Origin of the sequence: Streptomyces sp. NPDC087420 (assembly GCF_044744165.1) — a bacterium.
Lineage (GTDB): Bacteria > Actinomycetota > Actinomycetes > Streptomycetales > Streptomycetaceae > Streptomyces.
Map to the genome: position 1 here is coordinate 539,703 of NZ_JBIUXU010000002.1, position 16,377 is coordinate 556,079.

Sequence of the window (16,377 nt, forward strand, 5' to 3'; positions counted from 1 at the left end):
CCGTGGCTCCCGTCCGCCCGTCCCCTACTCCCAGGGCCACCCCGCCCCCCGCCCCGACTCCAGCAGCGGGATCAGGCGGAAGGCCGCGTCGCTGAGGCCGCCGAAAGTGTGGCGGTGGGGGCCCGGGGCGGTGTGGGCGAACGCGTACCCCGCCAGGTTCCAGGTGTAGGTGGGGACGTGCTCGGGTACGGCGCCGAGCGGCTCGTGGCCGGGCGGCGTCCAGTGCGCCTGCTCGTCGGTGACGACGACCACCCGGTCGTGTTCCCGGTAGTGCCGGCTGACGGCCCCGGCCGTGTCCGTACCGCCGAGGCTGTGGAACCGGTTCAGCGCCCGGAGGACGGACTCGCCGGGCCCGACCTCCACCGGCCTGCTGTCGGAGCCGAACTCGACCAGGTCGGCGCGCTCCGCCCGGACGGCCAGGGCGGTGCCGAAGATGGCGGCGGAGTCCGCCCGGTTGAGTTCGGTGCCCGCGCTGGGCCGGTCGAACATCGAGCCCGAGCGGTCCACCAGGACCAGCGTCCGGCCGGGCAGCGCGGGCACGTTGGCGAGCGAGTGGCCGAGGGCCGCCTCCAGGGACTGTTCCCAGCGCGGCGAGGGCGTGTTGCGGTGGGCGGCCAGGTAGCGGAAGGGGAACTGACGGGACCGCGCCACCTCCTCCGGGTCCGAGATACGGCGTGCCACGTCGGCGGCGGCCTCGTCGCCGACCCCGGCGAGGTCGAAGTTGCGGAGGTTACGGACCAGGGCCATCGGCCCCATCGAGGGGATCACGGCCTCCCACACGGCGGCGTCCAGCGGTCCCCGCAACCATCCCGCCAGCGCCTCCCACGTCATGCCGGCCGCCGCCAGCCGCTCGCCCCCGTCCTCGCCGGTGACCAGCGCGTACCGCTCCCCGGGCGGGACGGACATCAGCGCGTGGTGGGCGACGAGGAGCGGTTCACCGGCGGGCGGCACGGCCCGGTCGGGGCGGTGGCGCCGGTCCAGCGCGTACCGGAACAGCTCCCCCTGCCACGGCCGGTCCCGGGCGGGCGCGGGATGGGTCAACTCCAGTACGTCACCGAAGCGGTAGGGGCGCGAGCCGGTGTCGTACTTGAGCAGCGCACGGCCGGTGTAGAGCCGCCGTACGGCGTCGGCGACCCCGCGTTTGACGGGCTGGGGCAGCCGCCGCCCGTACCGGGAGGTCCAGTACGCGAGCAACTCACCCGGTTCGTCCGGACGTTGGAGGACCGCGTCGACGGCCTGCCGCGACAGCCCCGCCGCCCCCGCCTCCACCCGCGCCCGCGCGAACTCGGCGGCGCCCACCAGCGAGGCGGTCCGCATCCGCGCTTCGGTACGCAGCCACCCGAGCAGCCCGAGGGTCCATTCGGGTTCGCTGAGGGCGAGTTGACGTACGAGACGGACGTACCGCTCGTCGCGCGCCGCCGCGTCCTCGTAGAAACTCCGCTGCCCCACCAGGTTGGCGGTGGCCAGCAGGAAGAGCTCGTCCTTGGGCTCCCGGACGTAGCCGTTCCCGCCCTGGTGGTTGGTGACCCGCGACGCGGGGGCGGCCGCGGCGGCCGTGCTCGCGAAGGTGCGCGTCACCGGTTCCCTCCACCGCCCGTGGGTGGAGAGCGGCGAGGTGGCCCCGCCCGCGGTCACCCCCGGTATCTCAACCTGAACCTCTGCCCTTGCCTCGGCCTTGGCCCGCTGACGGTTGAACCGGGTCATGCAGAAGTCCCCCTGGTGGGCAGCGCGAACAGAACACACCGACACACCGCCGGAATGACACGGCGGGTACGCGGCAGTGGAGTGGCAGAGGTGGTGGCAGCGGCGGTGAGCGCGCCTTCCGAGATCAAAAAGTGGCACCGGTGGTTTTTTCGGGAAGTAACCGGGGCCCGTCGCATCGGAAGGCGCACCGCAGAAGCTACCCCTGCGAGCGGGAAGGGGCACCCGATTTATCGCCGATCGCCGATCGCCGATCGCCGACCGAAGGTCAGTCCTCCCCCTCCGCCGCCCGTTGCAGGTCCGCGCGGCCCTCCGCGGCCGGGATGAAGCGGGTCATGCCGAACTGGCCCGCCCCGGAGGCGCCCGGTGCGGTGGCAGGCGCCGGCTCGCTGGTCCGGGGGGCGGTCGGGAGGACGTACGGGCGGCGCAGCACCTCGTCCAGGATGATCACGGTCTCCGTGGCACGCACCGCCGGGATGCTGGCGAGCTGCTCCGTGACCAGGCGGTGTACGGCGCTGACGTCCGGGACCCGGATCTGGATCATCGCATCGTGCTGACCTGTGGTGATGGCGCAGTACTCGACCTCCGGCATGGTCGCGAGCTTCGCGCGGAACTGCTTCCAGAGGTCCTGGCGGACGGTGACGAAGACCAGCGCGCAGATGTCGAGGCCGATACGGGAAGGGTCGACCCGGGCGCTGAAGCCGCTGATGACCCCGTCGGCGCGCAGGGCCTCGAAGCGGGTGTACGCGTTGGCGCGCGAGATGCCGACCCGCTCGGCGAGGGCGGCCACGGAGATCCGGCCCTGGCTCCGGAGGACGCCCAGAATCCTGAAATGTACCGAATCCAGGGCAAGACCGATGCCTATCCGTCCAGAGCTGCGTTCGCCGGAGGATCCCGGGCTTGACAAATCTTCCACCGTCGTGCCTTTCGAAGCTTTTTTGTCTTGTTCTGGTCCCGTTGGCCGGAAGTGTTGGTTAGCTTCACCCCACCCTACGGTGAAACGTCCAGGGATCTCCCTCCGGCGGCCGTCGACGCCCGCCCACCGCCCCACACCGCTCCTCAGCCCCGCCCCGCCTTCTTCCGCTCGTCCCCGCCCTCGGAGGCACCCATGTCCAGATCGCGTACCGGGTCGTACCCGGCGGCCGTCTCGCTCGTCACCCTGGCCGCCCTCGCCCTCAGCGCCTGCTCCGGCGGCACGTCCGGCCCCGGCTCCTCCGGCGGGAAGACGCTGGTCGTCGACACGTCGTTCAACCTGAAGACCGCCGACCCGGGCCGTGAGTTCGAGACGACCGGCGGCATCGTGGACAAGGCGCTGTACGAGACGCTCCTGACCTTCAAGGGCAGTGACGTCACCAAGCCGCTGCCGGGGCTGGCGTCCTCGTACGAGGAGTCGCCGGACAGCAGGACACTCACCCTGCACCTGCGCGAGGGGGCGAAGTTCTCCGACGGGAGCGCGGTCACGGCGGACGACGTGGTGTTCTCGCTGAACCGCGTGATCGGGCTCAAGGGCAACCCGTCGTTCCTGCTCGACGGCGTCACGGTCACCAAGACGGACGCCTCGACGGTCACCCTGACCTCGAAGAAGGCCAACCCGGCGCTGCCGAACATCCTGCCCAACCCCGCCCTCGGCATCCTCAACGCCAAGGCGGTGCAGGCGCGGGGCGGTACGGCGACGGCGGCGGACGCGGCCGAGAAGTACCTCAACAAGACCTCCGCCGGCTCCGGCCCGTACACACTGACGTCCTTCAACGCGAACACGCAGGTCGTGCTGGCGAAGAACCCCAAGTACACGGGCGCGCAGAAACCCACGTACGACAAGATCGTCATACGCAACGTCCAGGCGCCCACCCAGAAGCTCAACGTGCAGCGCGGCGACAGCCAGATAGCCCTTGACCTGAACTCCGACCAGGCGGCGGGGCTCGGCGGCGGGCTGAACGTGCTCAGCGGGGCGTCCTCGGACGTGGTCTTCCTGCTGCTGAACCTGGACCCGGGCGTCAGCGGCGCCACCGCCGACGCCAAGTTCCGCGAGGCGGTGCGCAAGGGCGTCGACTACAAGAGCCTGCTGGCGCTCGGCGGCAGCGGTTCCGTGCAGCCCGCCGGGGTCATCCCTTCGACCTTCGTCGGCGCGCTGCCCACCGCGCAGGCGCCGGCGCGGGACGTGGCCGGGGCCAAGGCGGCGCTGGCCGCCAGCAAGGTCAAGAACCCGTCGGTGAAGCTCAGTTACGCGAGCGACCTGACCTTCGACGGCCTGTCGTTCCAGTCCATCGCCGAGCGGGTCCAGGCGCAGCTCAAGGAGGTCGGCATCACGGTCACCCTGGCGCCGGCCCCGACCACCACCGAGCTGGACAACTACCGGAACGGCAAGGAACAGATGGGCCTCTGGTACTGGGGGCCGGACTACCCGGACCCCAGTGACTACCTCGTCTTCCTGCCCGGCGGCCTGGTCGGGCTGCGCGCCGGGTACAAGGCGGGCGCCGATCCGGCGCTCACCGCGCTGGGCGAGAAGGCCGCGACGGCGACCGACACGGCCACCCGCCAGAAGCTGTACGAGCAGATCCAGACGGATCTCAACGACGGCGGGCCGTTCGTCCCGCTGATGCAGCCCAGCCGGCACATCGTGGCGGCGTCGACGGTGTCCGGCCTTGCGTATAACCCCGTGTGGACGATCGATGTCGCTGAGCTCGGTGCCAAGTAAGGGAGCGGCCGGGGGTGGCGGGCGCGTGAGCCGCGTGAGCATGAGCATGGGCAAGGGCAAGGGCAAGGGCAAGGGCAAGGGCAAGGGCAGAGGCAGGCGGCTGCTCGCCCGCCACCCCCTCGCCCGCTTCCTCCTCCGCCGGACCGCGACCGCCGTACTGCTGGCGTTCGGCGTGACGCTGGTCACGTTCATCCTCACCAACCTGGTGCCGGGCGATCCGGCGGCGGCGGCCCTCGGGCAGCGGGCGGTCGGTGATCCGGCGATCGTCGCGCAGTTCCGGCACCACTACGGCCTCGACAAGCCGCTGCCGGTCCAGTACGTCACGTACCTCGGCAATCTGCTCCAGGGCGACCTGGGCGAGTCCCAGCAGAGCCACCAGTCGGTGCTCACCGACCTGAGCACCGCCGTCCCGGCCACCCTGGAGCTGGCCGGGGCCGCGATCGTCGTCTCGCTGGTCGTGGGTGTGGCGTTCGGGGTGATCGCGGCGCTGCGCCGGGACCGGTTCACCGACCAGCTCCTGCGGGTCGTGAGCCTGCTGGGGGTGTCGGTGCCGACCTTCTGGCTGGCGCTGCTCGCGTTCTACATCTTCTTCTACCGGCTCGGCATCGCGCCCGGCAGCGGCCGTATCGCCCCGGACCTGATCGCTCCGCCGCACGTCACGGGCCTGTACACGGTCGACGCCGCGCTCGCCGGGCAGTGGCAGGTGTTCTGGAGCGCGGCCGGGCACCTGGTGCTCCCGGCGCTGGTGCTCACCGCGTACACCGTCGGCCTGCTGACCCGCTTCACCCGCTCCGCCGTGCTCGAAGTGCTCGGCCAGGACTACATCAGGGCGGCGCGCGCGAAGGGGCTGCCCGGGCGGACGGTGCTGTTCCAGTACGTGCTGCGGGCGGCGCTCGTCCCCGTGATCACGGTCGCGGGGCTGGCCTTCGGGGCGCTGCTGTCGGGCACCGTCCTGGTGGAGTCGATCTTCGCCTGGCCGGGGCTGGGGGCGTACGCGTACCGAAGTGCGACGACGCTCGACCTGCCGGCCGTGATGGGTGTCGGGCTGGTCGTCGGCATCGTGTATCTGACCGTCAACCTCGCCGTGGACGTGCTGTACGGCGTGATCGATCCGAGGGTGAGGGTGCAGTGACAGGGAAGTGGTCGAGGGGGTCTGCCGCAGTGGGCAGGTCCGGGCGGTTCAACCCGCTGCGGCGCCTGCCCCGCGCCTGGCGCAGGCCGCTCGCCGTCATCGGCGGTGTGGTCAGCGGCCTCTGGCTGGTGATCGTGCTGGCCGCGCCGCTGCTCGCTCCGCACGACCCGCTGGCGCAGGACCTGCCCCGGCTGGCCGGGCCGGGGGCCGGACACTGGTTCGGTACGGACGAGCTGGGCCGGGACGTACTGAGCCGCGTGCTCTACGGCGCCCGCGTCTCGATCCCGCTCGCGCTGCTGCTGGTCACCCTGTCGCTGCTGATCGGCGGGGTCCTCGGGGCCTGCGCCGGGTTCTTCGGGCGGTGGGTGGACGAGACCGTGATGCGGATCGCGGACCTGGTGTTCGCCTTCCCGACCGTCATCCTCGCGATGGTCGTCGCCGCCGCGCTGGGCGCCAGCCTCCAGAACGCGGTGCTCGCCGTCCTCGTCGTCGCCTGGCCGTCGTACGCCCGGGTCACCCGCGGCCTGGTGATGGGCCTGCGCTCGCGCGAATTCGTGCTCAGCGGGCGGCTGTTGGGCTTCTCCGCCTGGCGGTCGCTGCGCGTGGACGTCCTGCCCAACGTCCTCGGACCGCTGCTGGTGCTGGCCACCCTCGACATCGGCACGGCGACGCTGCTGCTGTCCGGCCTGTCCTTCCTCGGCCTGGGCGCGAAGCCGCCGACCGCCGAGTGGGGGGCGATGGTCGCGGCGGGGACCCAGCAGTTCGACAAGTGGTGGATCGGGGTCTTCCCGGGCCTGGCGATCCTCACCGTCGTCCTCGCCTTCAACTTCCTCGGCGACGCGCTGCGGGACGCCCTCGATCCCGGTACGGCGCGGACGCTCGGCGCGGAGAAAGAGCGTGTGGCGTGAGTACGGACAACGCCGTGAGCGGCACCCCGCCCGCCGACGTACTGAAGATCACCGACCTCACCGTCGACCTCCCCGCCGAGAGCGGCACCCGCCGCATCCTGCACGGCGTCGACCTCGCGCTTCGCCCCGGCCGCATCCACGGACTGGCCGGCGAGAGCGGTTCCGGCAAGACCATGACCGGCCTCGCCGTCCTCGGCCTGCTGCCGAACGGCGCCCGCACCACCGGCCGCGTCCAGCTCGACGGCGCCGAGCTGCTGACCCTGCCGCCCCGCAGGCTCGGCGAACTGCGCGGCCGGGCGATGAGCATGGTGTTCCAGGACCCGTCCACCAGCCTGCACCCGATGCTCAGCATCGGACACCAGCTGACCGACCACCTGCGCCACCACCTCAAGCTCGACAAGAAGGCGGCCCGCGCCAGGGCCGCCGACCTGCTCGGCCAGGTCCGTATCCCCAACCCGGAGGAGGCGCTGGGGAGTTACCCGCACCAGTTCTCCGGCGGGATGCGCCAGCGCATCGCCATCGCCATCGCGCTCGCCTGCGAGCCCAAGGTGCTGATCGCCGACGAGCCGACCACCGCGCTCGACGTCACCGTGCAGGCCGGGGTGCTGCGCCTCCTGCGCGGCCTGTGCGACGACCTCGGCCTCGCCGTACTCCTCGTCACCCACGACCTCGGTGTGATGTCGGCGATCGCCGACGAGGTCAGTGTGATGCGGTACGGGCGGGTCGTCGAGACCGGTCCGCGCGGCCGCGTCCTCACCGCACCGCGCCACGACTACACCCGTACGCTCCTGGACGCGCTCCCCGGAAGGAGCACCCCATGACCCTCCACCAGACCCCGCACCTGACCCCGGTGCCGGCCCCCGGCCCCACGCCCCTCCTCAGCATCGAGGACCTCGTCGTCCAGTACCGCCGCCCCGGCGCGGAACCGACCCGGGCGGTCGCCGGGGTCAGTCTGGAGGTGCGGGCCGGGGAAGTTGTAGGGCTGGTGGGCGAGTCGGGCTGCGGCAAGTCCACGCTGGCCCGGGCGGTCTGCGGGCTGACCCCGGCCAAGGAGGGCACGATCGCGTTCGACGGCACACCGGTCACACCGCTCCGGGTGCGGCGCCGCGACCCCGAACTGACGCGCGTGCAAATGGTGTTCCAGGACCCGTACGGATCCCTCAACCCCCGCCGCCGGGTGGGTACGCAGATCGCCGACGGCATCCGTACGGCGGCCGGGCGCGGCGAGGGCCCCGACGGCGCGACGCCGGAGGACTTCCTGACCCGGGTCGGCCTGTCGGCCGGCGACGCGGGGCGTTACCCGCAGGAGTTCTCCGGCGGCCAGCGCCAGCGCATCGCGATCGCCCGCGCGCTCGCCGCCCGCCCCCGGCTGCTGGTCGGCGACGAGCCGATCTCGGCGCTTGACGCCTCCGCGCAGTCACAAGTGGCGACGCTGATGCGGTCGTTGGCGGTGGAGTCGGGGGCCGGGTTGCTGTTCATCAGCCACGACCTGTCCGTCGTACGGCTGATCGCGGACCGCATCGCGGTGATGTACCTCGGGCGGATCGTGGAGACCGGCCCCACCGCCGAGGTCTGGGCGAACCCCCGACACCCGTACACGCGGGCGCTGTTGGCGGCGATCCCCCAGCCCGACGGCGCCGGCCGGCTCCCCGCCGAACTCCCCGGAGACGTACCGGACCCCGCCGCACCCCCGAGCGGCTGCCGCTTCCACCCGCGCTGCCCGCTCGCCTTCGACGGCTGCGACCGCGAGGACCCGCACCTGATCGCGGGGGTCGCGTGCCGCCTGTACACGGCGGCCTGACCCGAACCAAGCCCTCCGCTCCCCCCCCTGCATCTCCCCCTCCCACAGAAGGACTTCACCATGCCCGCCTCCCCGCCCCACCCCGAGCCGAGCGCACCCAGGAGCGCACGGCCCGGCGGCGCACCCCCGGACCTCGTGGCGGTGTGGGCGGTGATCACGGACATGTACGAGAGCTACACGGCGGGCGACCGCGCGCGCATCGACTCCTACCTGGACCCGGAGGCCACCATCTGGGATTCGGCGACGTCCGAACTCCTCCTGGGCAAGGCGGAATTGGACCGAGTCCGCGATACCCGGCCGACGTCCGACGAAGGCCCCACCGAGTCCGCCCTGACGGCGTACGGGCAGGTGATCGACATCTTCGAAGACCTGGCGGTGGCCCGCTACTGGCTCCGGGTCGACTTCTACACGGCCCCCTCCGTACAGGCACGTAACACAGCGGTCCTGCAACGCACCCGCCCCGACGGCCCGTGGCTGATCGTGCACCTGCACGAGGACATAGACGGCACGCCGTAGCGATCAGGGTGTGGGGAGTCGAGGCGGGCGTTTGGGGAGGATGAGAGGGGTGCCCGTGTGGGGGTGGGGCAGTACCTCTACCGGTTGGCGGTAGACCCGGGTCAGTAGGGGCTCCTCGAAGACCTGGTCCGGTGGGCCTTCGGCCGCTATGCGGCCGTCGTGGAGTACGGCGGCGCGGTCCGCGTAGGCCGCGGCCAGGCCCAGGTCGTGGAGGACGATCACGACCGCGTCGCCGGCCGTCGCGCGGGTGCGGCAGATGCGGAGCACCAGCTCCTGGTGGCGCAGGTCCAGGGCCGCGGTCGGTTCGTCCAGAAGCAGGAGCGGGGTCCGCTGGGCCAGTACGCGGGCCAGCGCCACCCGCGCCCGTTCGCCGCCCGACAGCGTCGAGACGACACGGTCGGCGTACGGGGTCACCTCGGTCGCGGCCATCGCCTCCGCGACCACCGCGTCGTCCTCGTCCGCGCGCGCGGTGCCCGACCAGGGCGCCCGGCCCATCCGTACGACCTCCTCGACCGTGAACGGGAAGGCCAGCGCGGCGGTTTGGGGGAGGACGGACCGGCGCAGGGCCAGTTCGGGGGCCGACCAGGCGCGGGCGTCGCGGCCGCAGATCCGTACCTCACCCGCGGCGGGGGCGAGATCCGCCGCGAGCGCGGCCAACAGGGTGGATTTGCCTGCCCCGTTGGGGCCGACCAGGGCCAGCACCTCGCCCGCGCGCGAGGTGAGGTCGATCCCGGTCAGCACGTCTCGGCTGCCCCGACTCACGTTCAGGGCGCAAGCTTCTGCGACGGTCGACCCTGTCTTGTGTCGGTCGGGGACGACGCGCTCGCGGGTGGTGAACCTCGGGAAGGGGAATCTCGGAGACGAGTATTTCGGGGACGGGGATTTCCGGGACGGGGATCTCATGCCCAGCCTCCCTGCTTGCGGCGCGTCCGGCGCAGCAGCCAGAAGAAGAACGGGCTGCCGAAGAGCGCGGTGAGCACGCCGAGGGGGAGTTCGGCGGGTTCGGCGACGGTACGGGCCGTCAGGTCGCCCGCCAGCAGGACCACCGCCCCGCCCAGCGCGCTGCCACCGATCAGGAAGCGGTGGCCGGGGCCGGCCGCCATGCGCAGCAGGTGCGGGACGACCAGGCCGACAAAGCCGATGATCCCGGACACCGAGACGGCCGCCGCGGTCAGCAGCGCGATCACCAGGACCAGGACCATCCGCAGCCGCTCGACGTCGACACCCAGATGGCGGGCGGGCCGTTCGCCGAGTGCGAGCAGGTCCAGCTTGCGTGCGTACGAGGGGGCGACGGCGAGACCGATGACCGCGCAGGGCAACACGGCGAGGACCTTGGGCCAGGTGGCCTGGGCGAGTGAGCCGAGTTGCCAGAAGGTGATCTGGTTGATGGCGGCGGTGTCCGCGAAGAAGATGAACAGGCCGATCAGCGCGCCCGCGAAGGCGTTCACCGCGATGCCGGTGAGGATCAGTGTCACGACCTCGCTGCGCCCGTCCGACCGCGACAGCGCGTACACCAGCAGGACTGTCGCCAGGCCCGCCAGGAAGGCGGCCACCGGGACCGTCCACGTGCCGAGGAAGTCCAGCCCGAGCGAGATGCAACCGACCGCGCCGACCGCCGCGCCGGAGGAGATCCCGATGACGCCGGGTTCGGCGAGGGGGTTGCCGAACACGCCCTGCATCAGCGCGCCCGCGCAGCCCAGTGACGCGCCCACGAGGAGGGCCAGGACGATGCGCGGGAAGCGGACGTTCCAGAGTACGGACTCGCCGACCCGGTCCAACTCGGTTCCGCCCAGGCCGATTCGGCGTTGGACGGAGCCCATCACGTCGCCGGTGGAGAGGTCGTAGGCGCCGAGTCGGGCGGAGGTGAGGACGAGGAGGACGAGTGCGGCGGTCAGGCCGGCGGTGAGGAGCCAGGTGGTGCTGCGGGTGGGAGGGGGTGGAGGTGGAGGTGGCTCCTTGGGTGGGGTGGCCTGTTTCGTGGCCGGGGCGGCCCGCTCCGTGGCCGGGGTCGTCCCGGTGGGCCTGTCGAGTGTGGTCACTTCGCGGTGTCTTTTCCGTACAACTGCTCCACCAGCGACCGCAGTACCTGGTCGGTGCGCGGCCCGTAGTTGAGCAGGACGCCGTCGTCGATCGACACGATCCCGCGGTCCATCCCGGCGGGCGTCTGCGCCACGCCGGGCAGTTCGACCAGCCCGTCCACCCCGCCGACCGACTCAAGTCCCTTGGTCATGACGAGGATCGCGTCCGGCGCGGCCTGGGCGAGCGCCTCGGTCGTGATCGTGGTGAAGTCCTTCTCCAGCCCACTGTCGGCCCCCGCGTCGACCGCTCCGGACGCCTCGATCAGCGGGGTGGCTCCTGATCCCTTGCCGCCGATCAGATACACCGACGCCGAGCCGCGCACATAGAGGAACGCGACACGCGGGCGGTCGTGCTTCGCGGGAATGTCCTTCTGTACGGCGGCGATCCGCTCCTCGGAGCGCGTTGTCAGCTCCCGCCCGGCCGCGCTGACACCGAGTGTGTCGGCGACCGCCCCGATCCGTATGCCGACGTCGGCCAGGCTCTTGGCGCCCTCGATCGTGACGAGCGGGATGCCCGCGTCGCGGATCTGGCCGATGGCCTCGGCGGGGCCGGTGGTGGTCTCGGCGAGGACGAGATCGGGTTTCAGGGACAGCACACTCTCGGCGGACACGTCATGGCCGCGGGTCACCACCGGCAGCCGGCCGGCCTGCTCGAAGGTGGCGGTGATGTCGCGGGCGACCACATGGTCCCCGAGTCCGAGCGTGAAGACGATCTCGCTGAGGCTGCCGGACAGCGGGACGATCCGGTCGGACTTCTTCACCGTGACCTGCCGGCCGTCGGCGGAGGTGACGGTGACGGGCAGGTCGGGCGCGGGGGTGCCGGCGAGCGGCTCGACGCGGTCCGCGACGGCCGCGTTCTCTCCGGCCCGCTCGGCGGCGCGGGTTGAGTTCCCCGTACCCCCGCCGTCGCCACCGCCGTCGCCCCCACCCCCGCCGCACGCGGTCGCGGTGAAGGCGAGTGTGAGAGTGAGTGTGAGTGCGGATACCACTGCACCGCCCACCAGTCGTGTGCGCACGAGCGGCACCGTCCTGTCGTCCTGTTGTCGTCTGTTCGGTGAGGGTTCCCATCGAGCCATCACGTAGCTTAGGTTAGCCTTACCTATCTTGCTAGGGCCCGGAGGGATTCCGCATGCCATCGTCCAGACGTACGCGCGCCTTCAGCGTCGTACCCTTCGCACTCCTCACAGCCCTTTCCGCGGCCCTGCTCCCCGCCACCCCCGCGCAGGCCGCGAGCCGTACGGTGCAGGGCGGACGGCTCGACTGGGGCATCAAGTCCTCCTTCCAGTCGTACGTCACCGGGCCGATCGCGCGGGGCAGTTACTCCCTCGTGGGCGGCGCGGCCACGGTCGGGGACGGTCGGTTCCGCTTCCACTCGGCCACGGGGTCGTACGACTCCGACACCGGTACGTTCACCGCGGGCTTCTCCGGCTCGGTCCACTTCCTCGGCCACCGGGAGAGCAACGGCACGTACCAGCTCGACATGACGATCAGCCGTCCGACCGTCCGGATCTCCGGGGGCGGCGGCATCTTGTACGTGGACATCGCCAGCAAGGCCAAGGGGAGCGGCAAGGTCTCGACCTCCTCGCAGGTCGCCTTCGCCTCGCTGGCGCTCGGCGGGATCAACATGAGGGGCGGCGGCAACGTCGTACAACTCACCAACCTCCCCGCCACACTGACCGCCCAGGGCGCACGTTCCTTCGCCGGCTACTACACGGCGGGCACGGCCCTCGACCCGGTCAGCCTGTCGGCGGACGTCGAGGGCGCCCCGGCCACGGGGGCGGCGAAGCCGAAGTCGTCCGGGAGCGGAACGGCGGCCGGATCGGCGGCCGAGTCGAAGAAGCCGCCCAAGAAGCCGTCCGAGGAACGGTCGAAGAAGCCGGCCAAAAGCCCCGCGAAAAAAGCCCCGGGCGCGATCGAGGACGGGGCCGTCGACTGGGGCGTACGCCGTACCTTCCGTGAGTACGTCACCGGCGAGATCGCCCACGGCCGATGGACGCTCTCCGGCGGAGCCCAGGACGGCGGGGCCCTCTTCCGCTTCCCCCGGGGTGAGGGGACGTACGACAAGAAGAAGCAGACGCTGGACGCCGACTTCGCGGGGACGATCCGCTTCACCGGCGCGCAGGGCCTCGACCTCGCCCTCGACGGTGTCGGTGTGAACGTCGAGGACGGCGAGGGCACGCTGAGCGCCGATGTGACCGGCGGCGGCACCACCACGCGGGACGTTCCCCTGGTCACTTTCGAGGCGAAGCACCTCAAGGCCGGGAAAGGCCTGGTCACGCTTACGGAGGCGCCGGCGAAGCTCACGGCGGAGGGGGCCAGGGCCTTCAACTCCATGTACCGGGCGGGTACGGAGATGGACCCCGTCTCGCTCTCCGTCGCCCTGGATCCCGGTGCCGCGCTCCCCGCCCTGCCCGACCTGGGCAGCGGGGCGGGTGCGACGTCTGGGGCGGAGGGGAGCGGGAACGGGCGGCCCGGCAAGAGCGCGGAGCCCAGGGCGGAGGCGGCGGCGGACGCGTCGAGCGTCCCGGTCCTGCCGCTGGGTATCGCGGCGGGTGTGCTGCTGGCGGCGGGCGGTGCCTTCGCGGTTGTACGCATGCGGCGTGCGCGGCTGACGGACCAGGCCGGCTGAGGGAGATCCACCGACCGAGACCCACCGACCGAGACCCACTGGCCGACCGCCGACCGAGACCCACTGGCCAAGTCACACCGACCATCTCACACCGAACAACTCACACCGACCAAGACCAGCTTCCCTCTCAACACCATCACCTTCCCGAGGAGAACGTTTCCCATGCCCACCCGTAGACCCATCGCCCTCGCGGCCGCCATGGCCACCGCCGCCACCCTGGGCGCCGCCGCCCTGCTGGCCACGCCCGCGGCCGCCGCCGGCACACCGCTCGACGGTTACGAACTGACCTGGGGCATCAAGGCGTCGTACCGCACGTACGTGACCGGTATGGCCGCCGGCACCTTCACCACCGCGTCCGGCGCCTCGCAGGCCGCGGACAACGGTGCCTTCACCTTCACCGGCGGCACCGGCACGTACGACTCCACCACCCACGCGGTCGCGCTCGGTTTCGACGGCGCGGTGACGGCCCGGTCCGTGGCCCACGGCTTCGAAGTGACGTTGTCCGACGTCAAGTTCAACAGCGGTACGGCCGAGGTCACCGCCGACGTCACGCGGGGCGGCAAGACCGACGACGACGTGGCCCTCGCGCGGGTCACGGTCAACCGCGCCATGACCGACATGGCCACGACGCTCACCAAGGGCGCGGCCGACGCGCTCGGCAGCGGGAGTTACGAAGGCGCGGCGGGCGACCCGCTGACGGTGGTCGAGAAGGAGGGCGAGGCCGAGACCCCGACGCCCACGCCGACTCCCACTCCAACCCCCACCCCGACGCCAACCCCCACTCCCACCCCTACGCCGACTCCCACACCGACTCCCACTCCCACTCCCACTCCCACCCCGACCCCCACCGAGGCGCCCGACCAGGGTGACATCGCCGATGGCCAACTCGGCTGGGGCGTAAAAGAATCCTTCCGCTCGTACGTCGTGGACGGGGCCGCGAAGGGCGGGATCACCACCGCCGACGGTGCCTCGCAGGCCGCCGGCAACGGCGCCTTCACGTTCACCGACGGTGAGGGTGAGTACGACCTCGGCGCCGACACCCTGGCGGCCTCCTTCGCCGGCTCGGTCACGTTCAAGGGCCACGAGTCGGGAGGCTCGTACGGCCTCGACCTGACACTCAGCGGCCTGCGGGTGGAACTCGACGGAGGATCCGGCACGCTCTCCGCCGACGTCGACAGCCTCGGCAAAACGTCCGAGGACGTGGTCCTCGCCGACCTCAAGGCCGCCCCCTCCGACCTGACCGCCACCGACGACGTGATCTCACTCGATGACGTCGCGGCCACCCTCACCAGCGCCGGCGCGGAAGCCTTCGGCGGCTTCTACAAGGCGGGCACGGCACTGGACCCGGTGGACCTGGACCTCGCCCTCAGCGAGGCCGGCGAACTGCCGGGCGGCTCGGGCGGACCGAGTACGGGTGGGTCGGGCGCGGGCGGAAACTCCGACACCGGGGGGACCACCGGTACGACCGGAGGCACGAGCGGCGGCACGACGGGAGGCACGACCGGCAGCACGACCGGGGGCACGACCGGCGGCACCACGGGATCCACCACCCTCGGCACCGGCAGCCTCTCCTCCACCGGCTCCGACATCCCGACCTGGTTCCTGGGCACCGCCTCCGCCCTCACCGTGGCGGCGGGCGCGGCCATGGTGGTCGTGTCGTCCCGCCGCCGTTCGGCGACCGAGACCCACCAGGCGTAACGGCCCTACCAGGCGCCTCCTCGGCCGGTTGCCGTGCCCGAGGAGGCGGTCAACACTGAAGAGGCGTTCGGGGACGCCGATGCCGGCGGCGGGGGCCGTCCCCGGGATGAAACGTATGGATCCGTGCCCTTTCGCGACCCGACGTCCGCAGGGTTTGCCAGCAGTCCTTCAGCTCAGGCAAAGCGTCCTGACAGGAACGTTCGCGAGGCTCTCCGTAGTCGACTTAGCAAGAGGAGCGGCACCATGAACGACGACAACGAGCAGAGCAGCCATTCGACGGACGAGCCGGCCCAGGTCACCACGGCCGGGGCGGCGCGCGGGCCATGGGCACGGCGGCTGCTGTCGAAGAAGAGCGGCGGATTGGTCGTGGCCGCCGGACTGGCCTGCGCGGTGGCCGGACTCACCGGAGCCGGCACGTCCTCGGCGGCGGACTCCACGTCCTCACCGAGCGTAACGGCCAGTGACACCTCCGCCACTCCCACTGCCACCCCCGCCCCCACCCCCAAGCCCAGCGGCCCCGCCGGCGGCGGACCCGTGGCCGACCCGGCCCCCGGGGGAGCGACCGGCATCGTCGACACCGTCTCCACGTCGGGCTTCACGTTCTCGACGGCGACGGGTGTGAAGGTGACCGTCGACAAGGGGTCCACCACGACGTACGAGAAGGGCACCCACCGCACCTCGGCCAAGGCGGTGAAGAAGGGCACCAGCGTCCTCGTCCTGGGTACGGTCGACAGCGCGACCATCACGGCCACGAAGGTCGTCGTACAACCGGGCGGCGACGGCGGAGCCGCGGCGGCCAAGGCGGCAGGGGTGATCCCCTTCCAGAAGGGCACGCCGTCACCGGCCAAGTCGGTCGGCCAGATCCCGGACTACACCGAGGGCGAGGGCACGATCGTCAGCGGCAAGGCGGCGGACAACGCCACGAAGGCCGCCCAGGCCGTCGTCCCCGGAGGCATCAACGACCGTGTGGTGAAGCTGAGCAACGGCGAGTACGAGGTCCACAACATCAGCGTCAACTGGCCGCACCACGTCTTCGTCAGCAAGGACTACAAGGTTCTCGGCTACGAATAGGCCGGCCAAGCGGCCCCGCGGCCTTCAACAGCCGCCGACCGGAGAGCGCGGGCGATCCGGAGAACCGCGTCCACCTCCCGTGCCACACGCCGAAGGGGCCAGGAGACTGATGGGTCTCCTGGCCCCTTCGGCGTGTGGGGCACCGCGC

The 16,377-nt window shown here is 71.8% G+C and carries 14 protein-coding genes; 9 read left to right on the forward strand and 5 right to left on the reverse strand.

The annotated features are described in order from the left end of the window. Positions 1–24: 24 nt before the first annotated feature. Positions 25–1,704: a TROVE domain-containing protein gene (locus tag ACIO1C_RS05880; protein WP_401859020.1), complete on the reverse strand. Its 1,680-nt coding sequence runs from the start codon at positions 1,702–1,704 to the stop codon at positions 25–27. A gap of 265 nt (positions 1,705–1,969) precedes the next feature. Beyond that, positions 1,970–2,617: an Lrp/AsnC family transcriptional regulator gene (locus ACIO1C_RS05885; RefSeq protein ID WP_401859021.1), complete on the reverse strand. Its 648-nt coding sequence runs from the start codon at positions 2,615–2,617 to the stop codon at positions 1,970–1,972. A 192-nt stretch (positions 2,618–2,809) separates the two neighbouring features. Between ACIO1C_RS05885 and ACIO1C_RS05890 the strand changes: the two genes are divergently transcribed. Genes ACIO1C_RS05890 through ACIO1C_RS05915 form a run of 6 tightly spaced genes read left to right on the forward strand, consistent with a single transcriptional unit; the run spans position 2,810 to position 8,753 of the window. Beyond that, complete coding sequence (locus ACIO1C_RS05890) at positions 2,810–4,396, forward strand: ABC transporter substrate-binding protein (RefSeq protein ID WP_401859022.1); 1,587 nt, start codon at positions 2,810–2,812, stop codon at positions 4,394–4,396. Positions 4,397–4,421: 25 nt separating this feature from the next. Next, entirely contained in the window at positions 4,422–5,528 is a 1,107-nt protein-coding gene (locus ACIO1C_RS05895) for an ABC transporter permease (RefSeq protein ID WP_401859024.1), read from the forward strand. A gap of 29 nt (positions 5,529–5,557) precedes the next feature. Next, positions 5,558–6,436, forward strand: coding sequence for an ABC transporter permease (locus tag ACIO1C_RS05900; RefSeq protein WP_401859026.1), 879 nt, complete (start codon positions 5,558–5,560; stop codon positions 6,434–6,436). Then, entirely contained in the window at positions 6,433–7,257 is an 825-nt protein-coding gene (locus tag ACIO1C_RS05905; protein WP_401859028.1) for an ABC transporter ATP-binding protein, read from the forward strand. The genes ACIO1C_RS05900 and ACIO1C_RS05905 overlap by 4 nt, the downstream gene beginning before the upstream one ends. Beyond that, positions 7,254–8,237, forward strand: coding sequence for an oligopeptide/dipeptide ABC transporter ATP-binding protein (locus ACIO1C_RS05910; RefSeq protein WP_401859030.1), 984 nt, complete (start codon positions 7,254–7,256; stop codon positions 8,235–8,237). The genes ACIO1C_RS05905 and ACIO1C_RS05910 overlap by 4 nt, the downstream gene beginning before the upstream one ends. Positions 8,238–8,297: 60 nt before the next feature. Then, the gene (locus ACIO1C_RS05915) at positions 8,298–8,753 is read left to right on the forward strand and encodes a nuclear transport factor 2 family protein (protein ID WP_401859032.1); all 456 of its coding nucleotides are present in this window, start codon (positions 8,298–8,300) and stop codon (positions 8,751–8,753) included. Positions 8,754–8,756: 3 nt separating this feature from the next. Here ACIO1C_RS05915 and ACIO1C_RS05920 read toward each other — a convergent pair whose 3' ends face one another. From ACIO1C_RS05920 to ACIO1C_RS05930, 3 genes are read right to left on the reverse strand one after another with little or no spacing between them, the layout of a single operon-like run. Next, positions 8,757–9,656, reverse strand: a complete 900-nt coding sequence (locus tag ACIO1C_RS05920) for a heme ABC transporter ATP-binding protein (RefSeq protein ID WP_401859034.1) — start codon at positions 9,654–9,656, stop codon at positions 8,757–8,759. Continuing rightward, a complete protein-coding gene (locus tag ACIO1C_RS05925) occupies positions 9,653–10,792 on the reverse strand; it encodes a FecCD family ABC transporter permease (RefSeq protein WP_401859036.1) in 1,140 nt (379 codons plus the stop codon). The genes ACIO1C_RS05920 and ACIO1C_RS05925 overlap by 4 nt, the downstream gene beginning before the upstream one ends. Further along, entirely contained in the window at positions 10,789–11,847 is a 1,059-nt protein-coding gene (locus ACIO1C_RS05930; protein ID WP_401859038.1) for a hemin ABC transporter substrate-binding protein, read from the reverse strand. The genes ACIO1C_RS05925 and ACIO1C_RS05930 overlap by 4 nt, the downstream gene beginning before the upstream one ends. A gap of 113 nt (positions 11,848–11,960) precedes the next feature. Here ACIO1C_RS05930 and ACIO1C_RS05935 point away from each other — a divergent pair, with 113 nt between their 5' ends. The 3 genes from ACIO1C_RS05935 to ACIO1C_RS05945 all read left to right on the forward strand — a co-directional run bounded on the left by ACIO1C_RS05935 (position 11,961) and on the right by ACIO1C_RS05945 (position 16,229). Then, on the forward strand, positions 11,961–13,460 hold the full coding sequence (locus ACIO1C_RS05935; protein WP_401859040.1) for an HtaA domain-containing protein: 1,500 nt from the start codon (positions 11,961–11,963) through the stop codon (positions 13,458–13,460). A gap of 162 nt (positions 13,461–13,622) precedes the next feature. Then, the gene (locus ACIO1C_RS05940; protein ID WP_401859042.1) at positions 13,623–15,158 is read left to right on the forward strand and encodes an HtaA domain-containing protein; all 1,536 of its coding nucleotides are present in this window, start codon (positions 13,623–13,625) and stop codon (positions 15,156–15,158) included. Positions 15,159–15,401: 243 nt separating this feature from the next. Then, entirely contained in the window at positions 15,402–16,229 is an 828-nt protein-coding gene (locus ACIO1C_RS05945; protein ID WP_401859044.1) for a hypothetical protein, read from the forward strand. Positions 16,230–16,377: the final 148 nt, after the last annotated feature.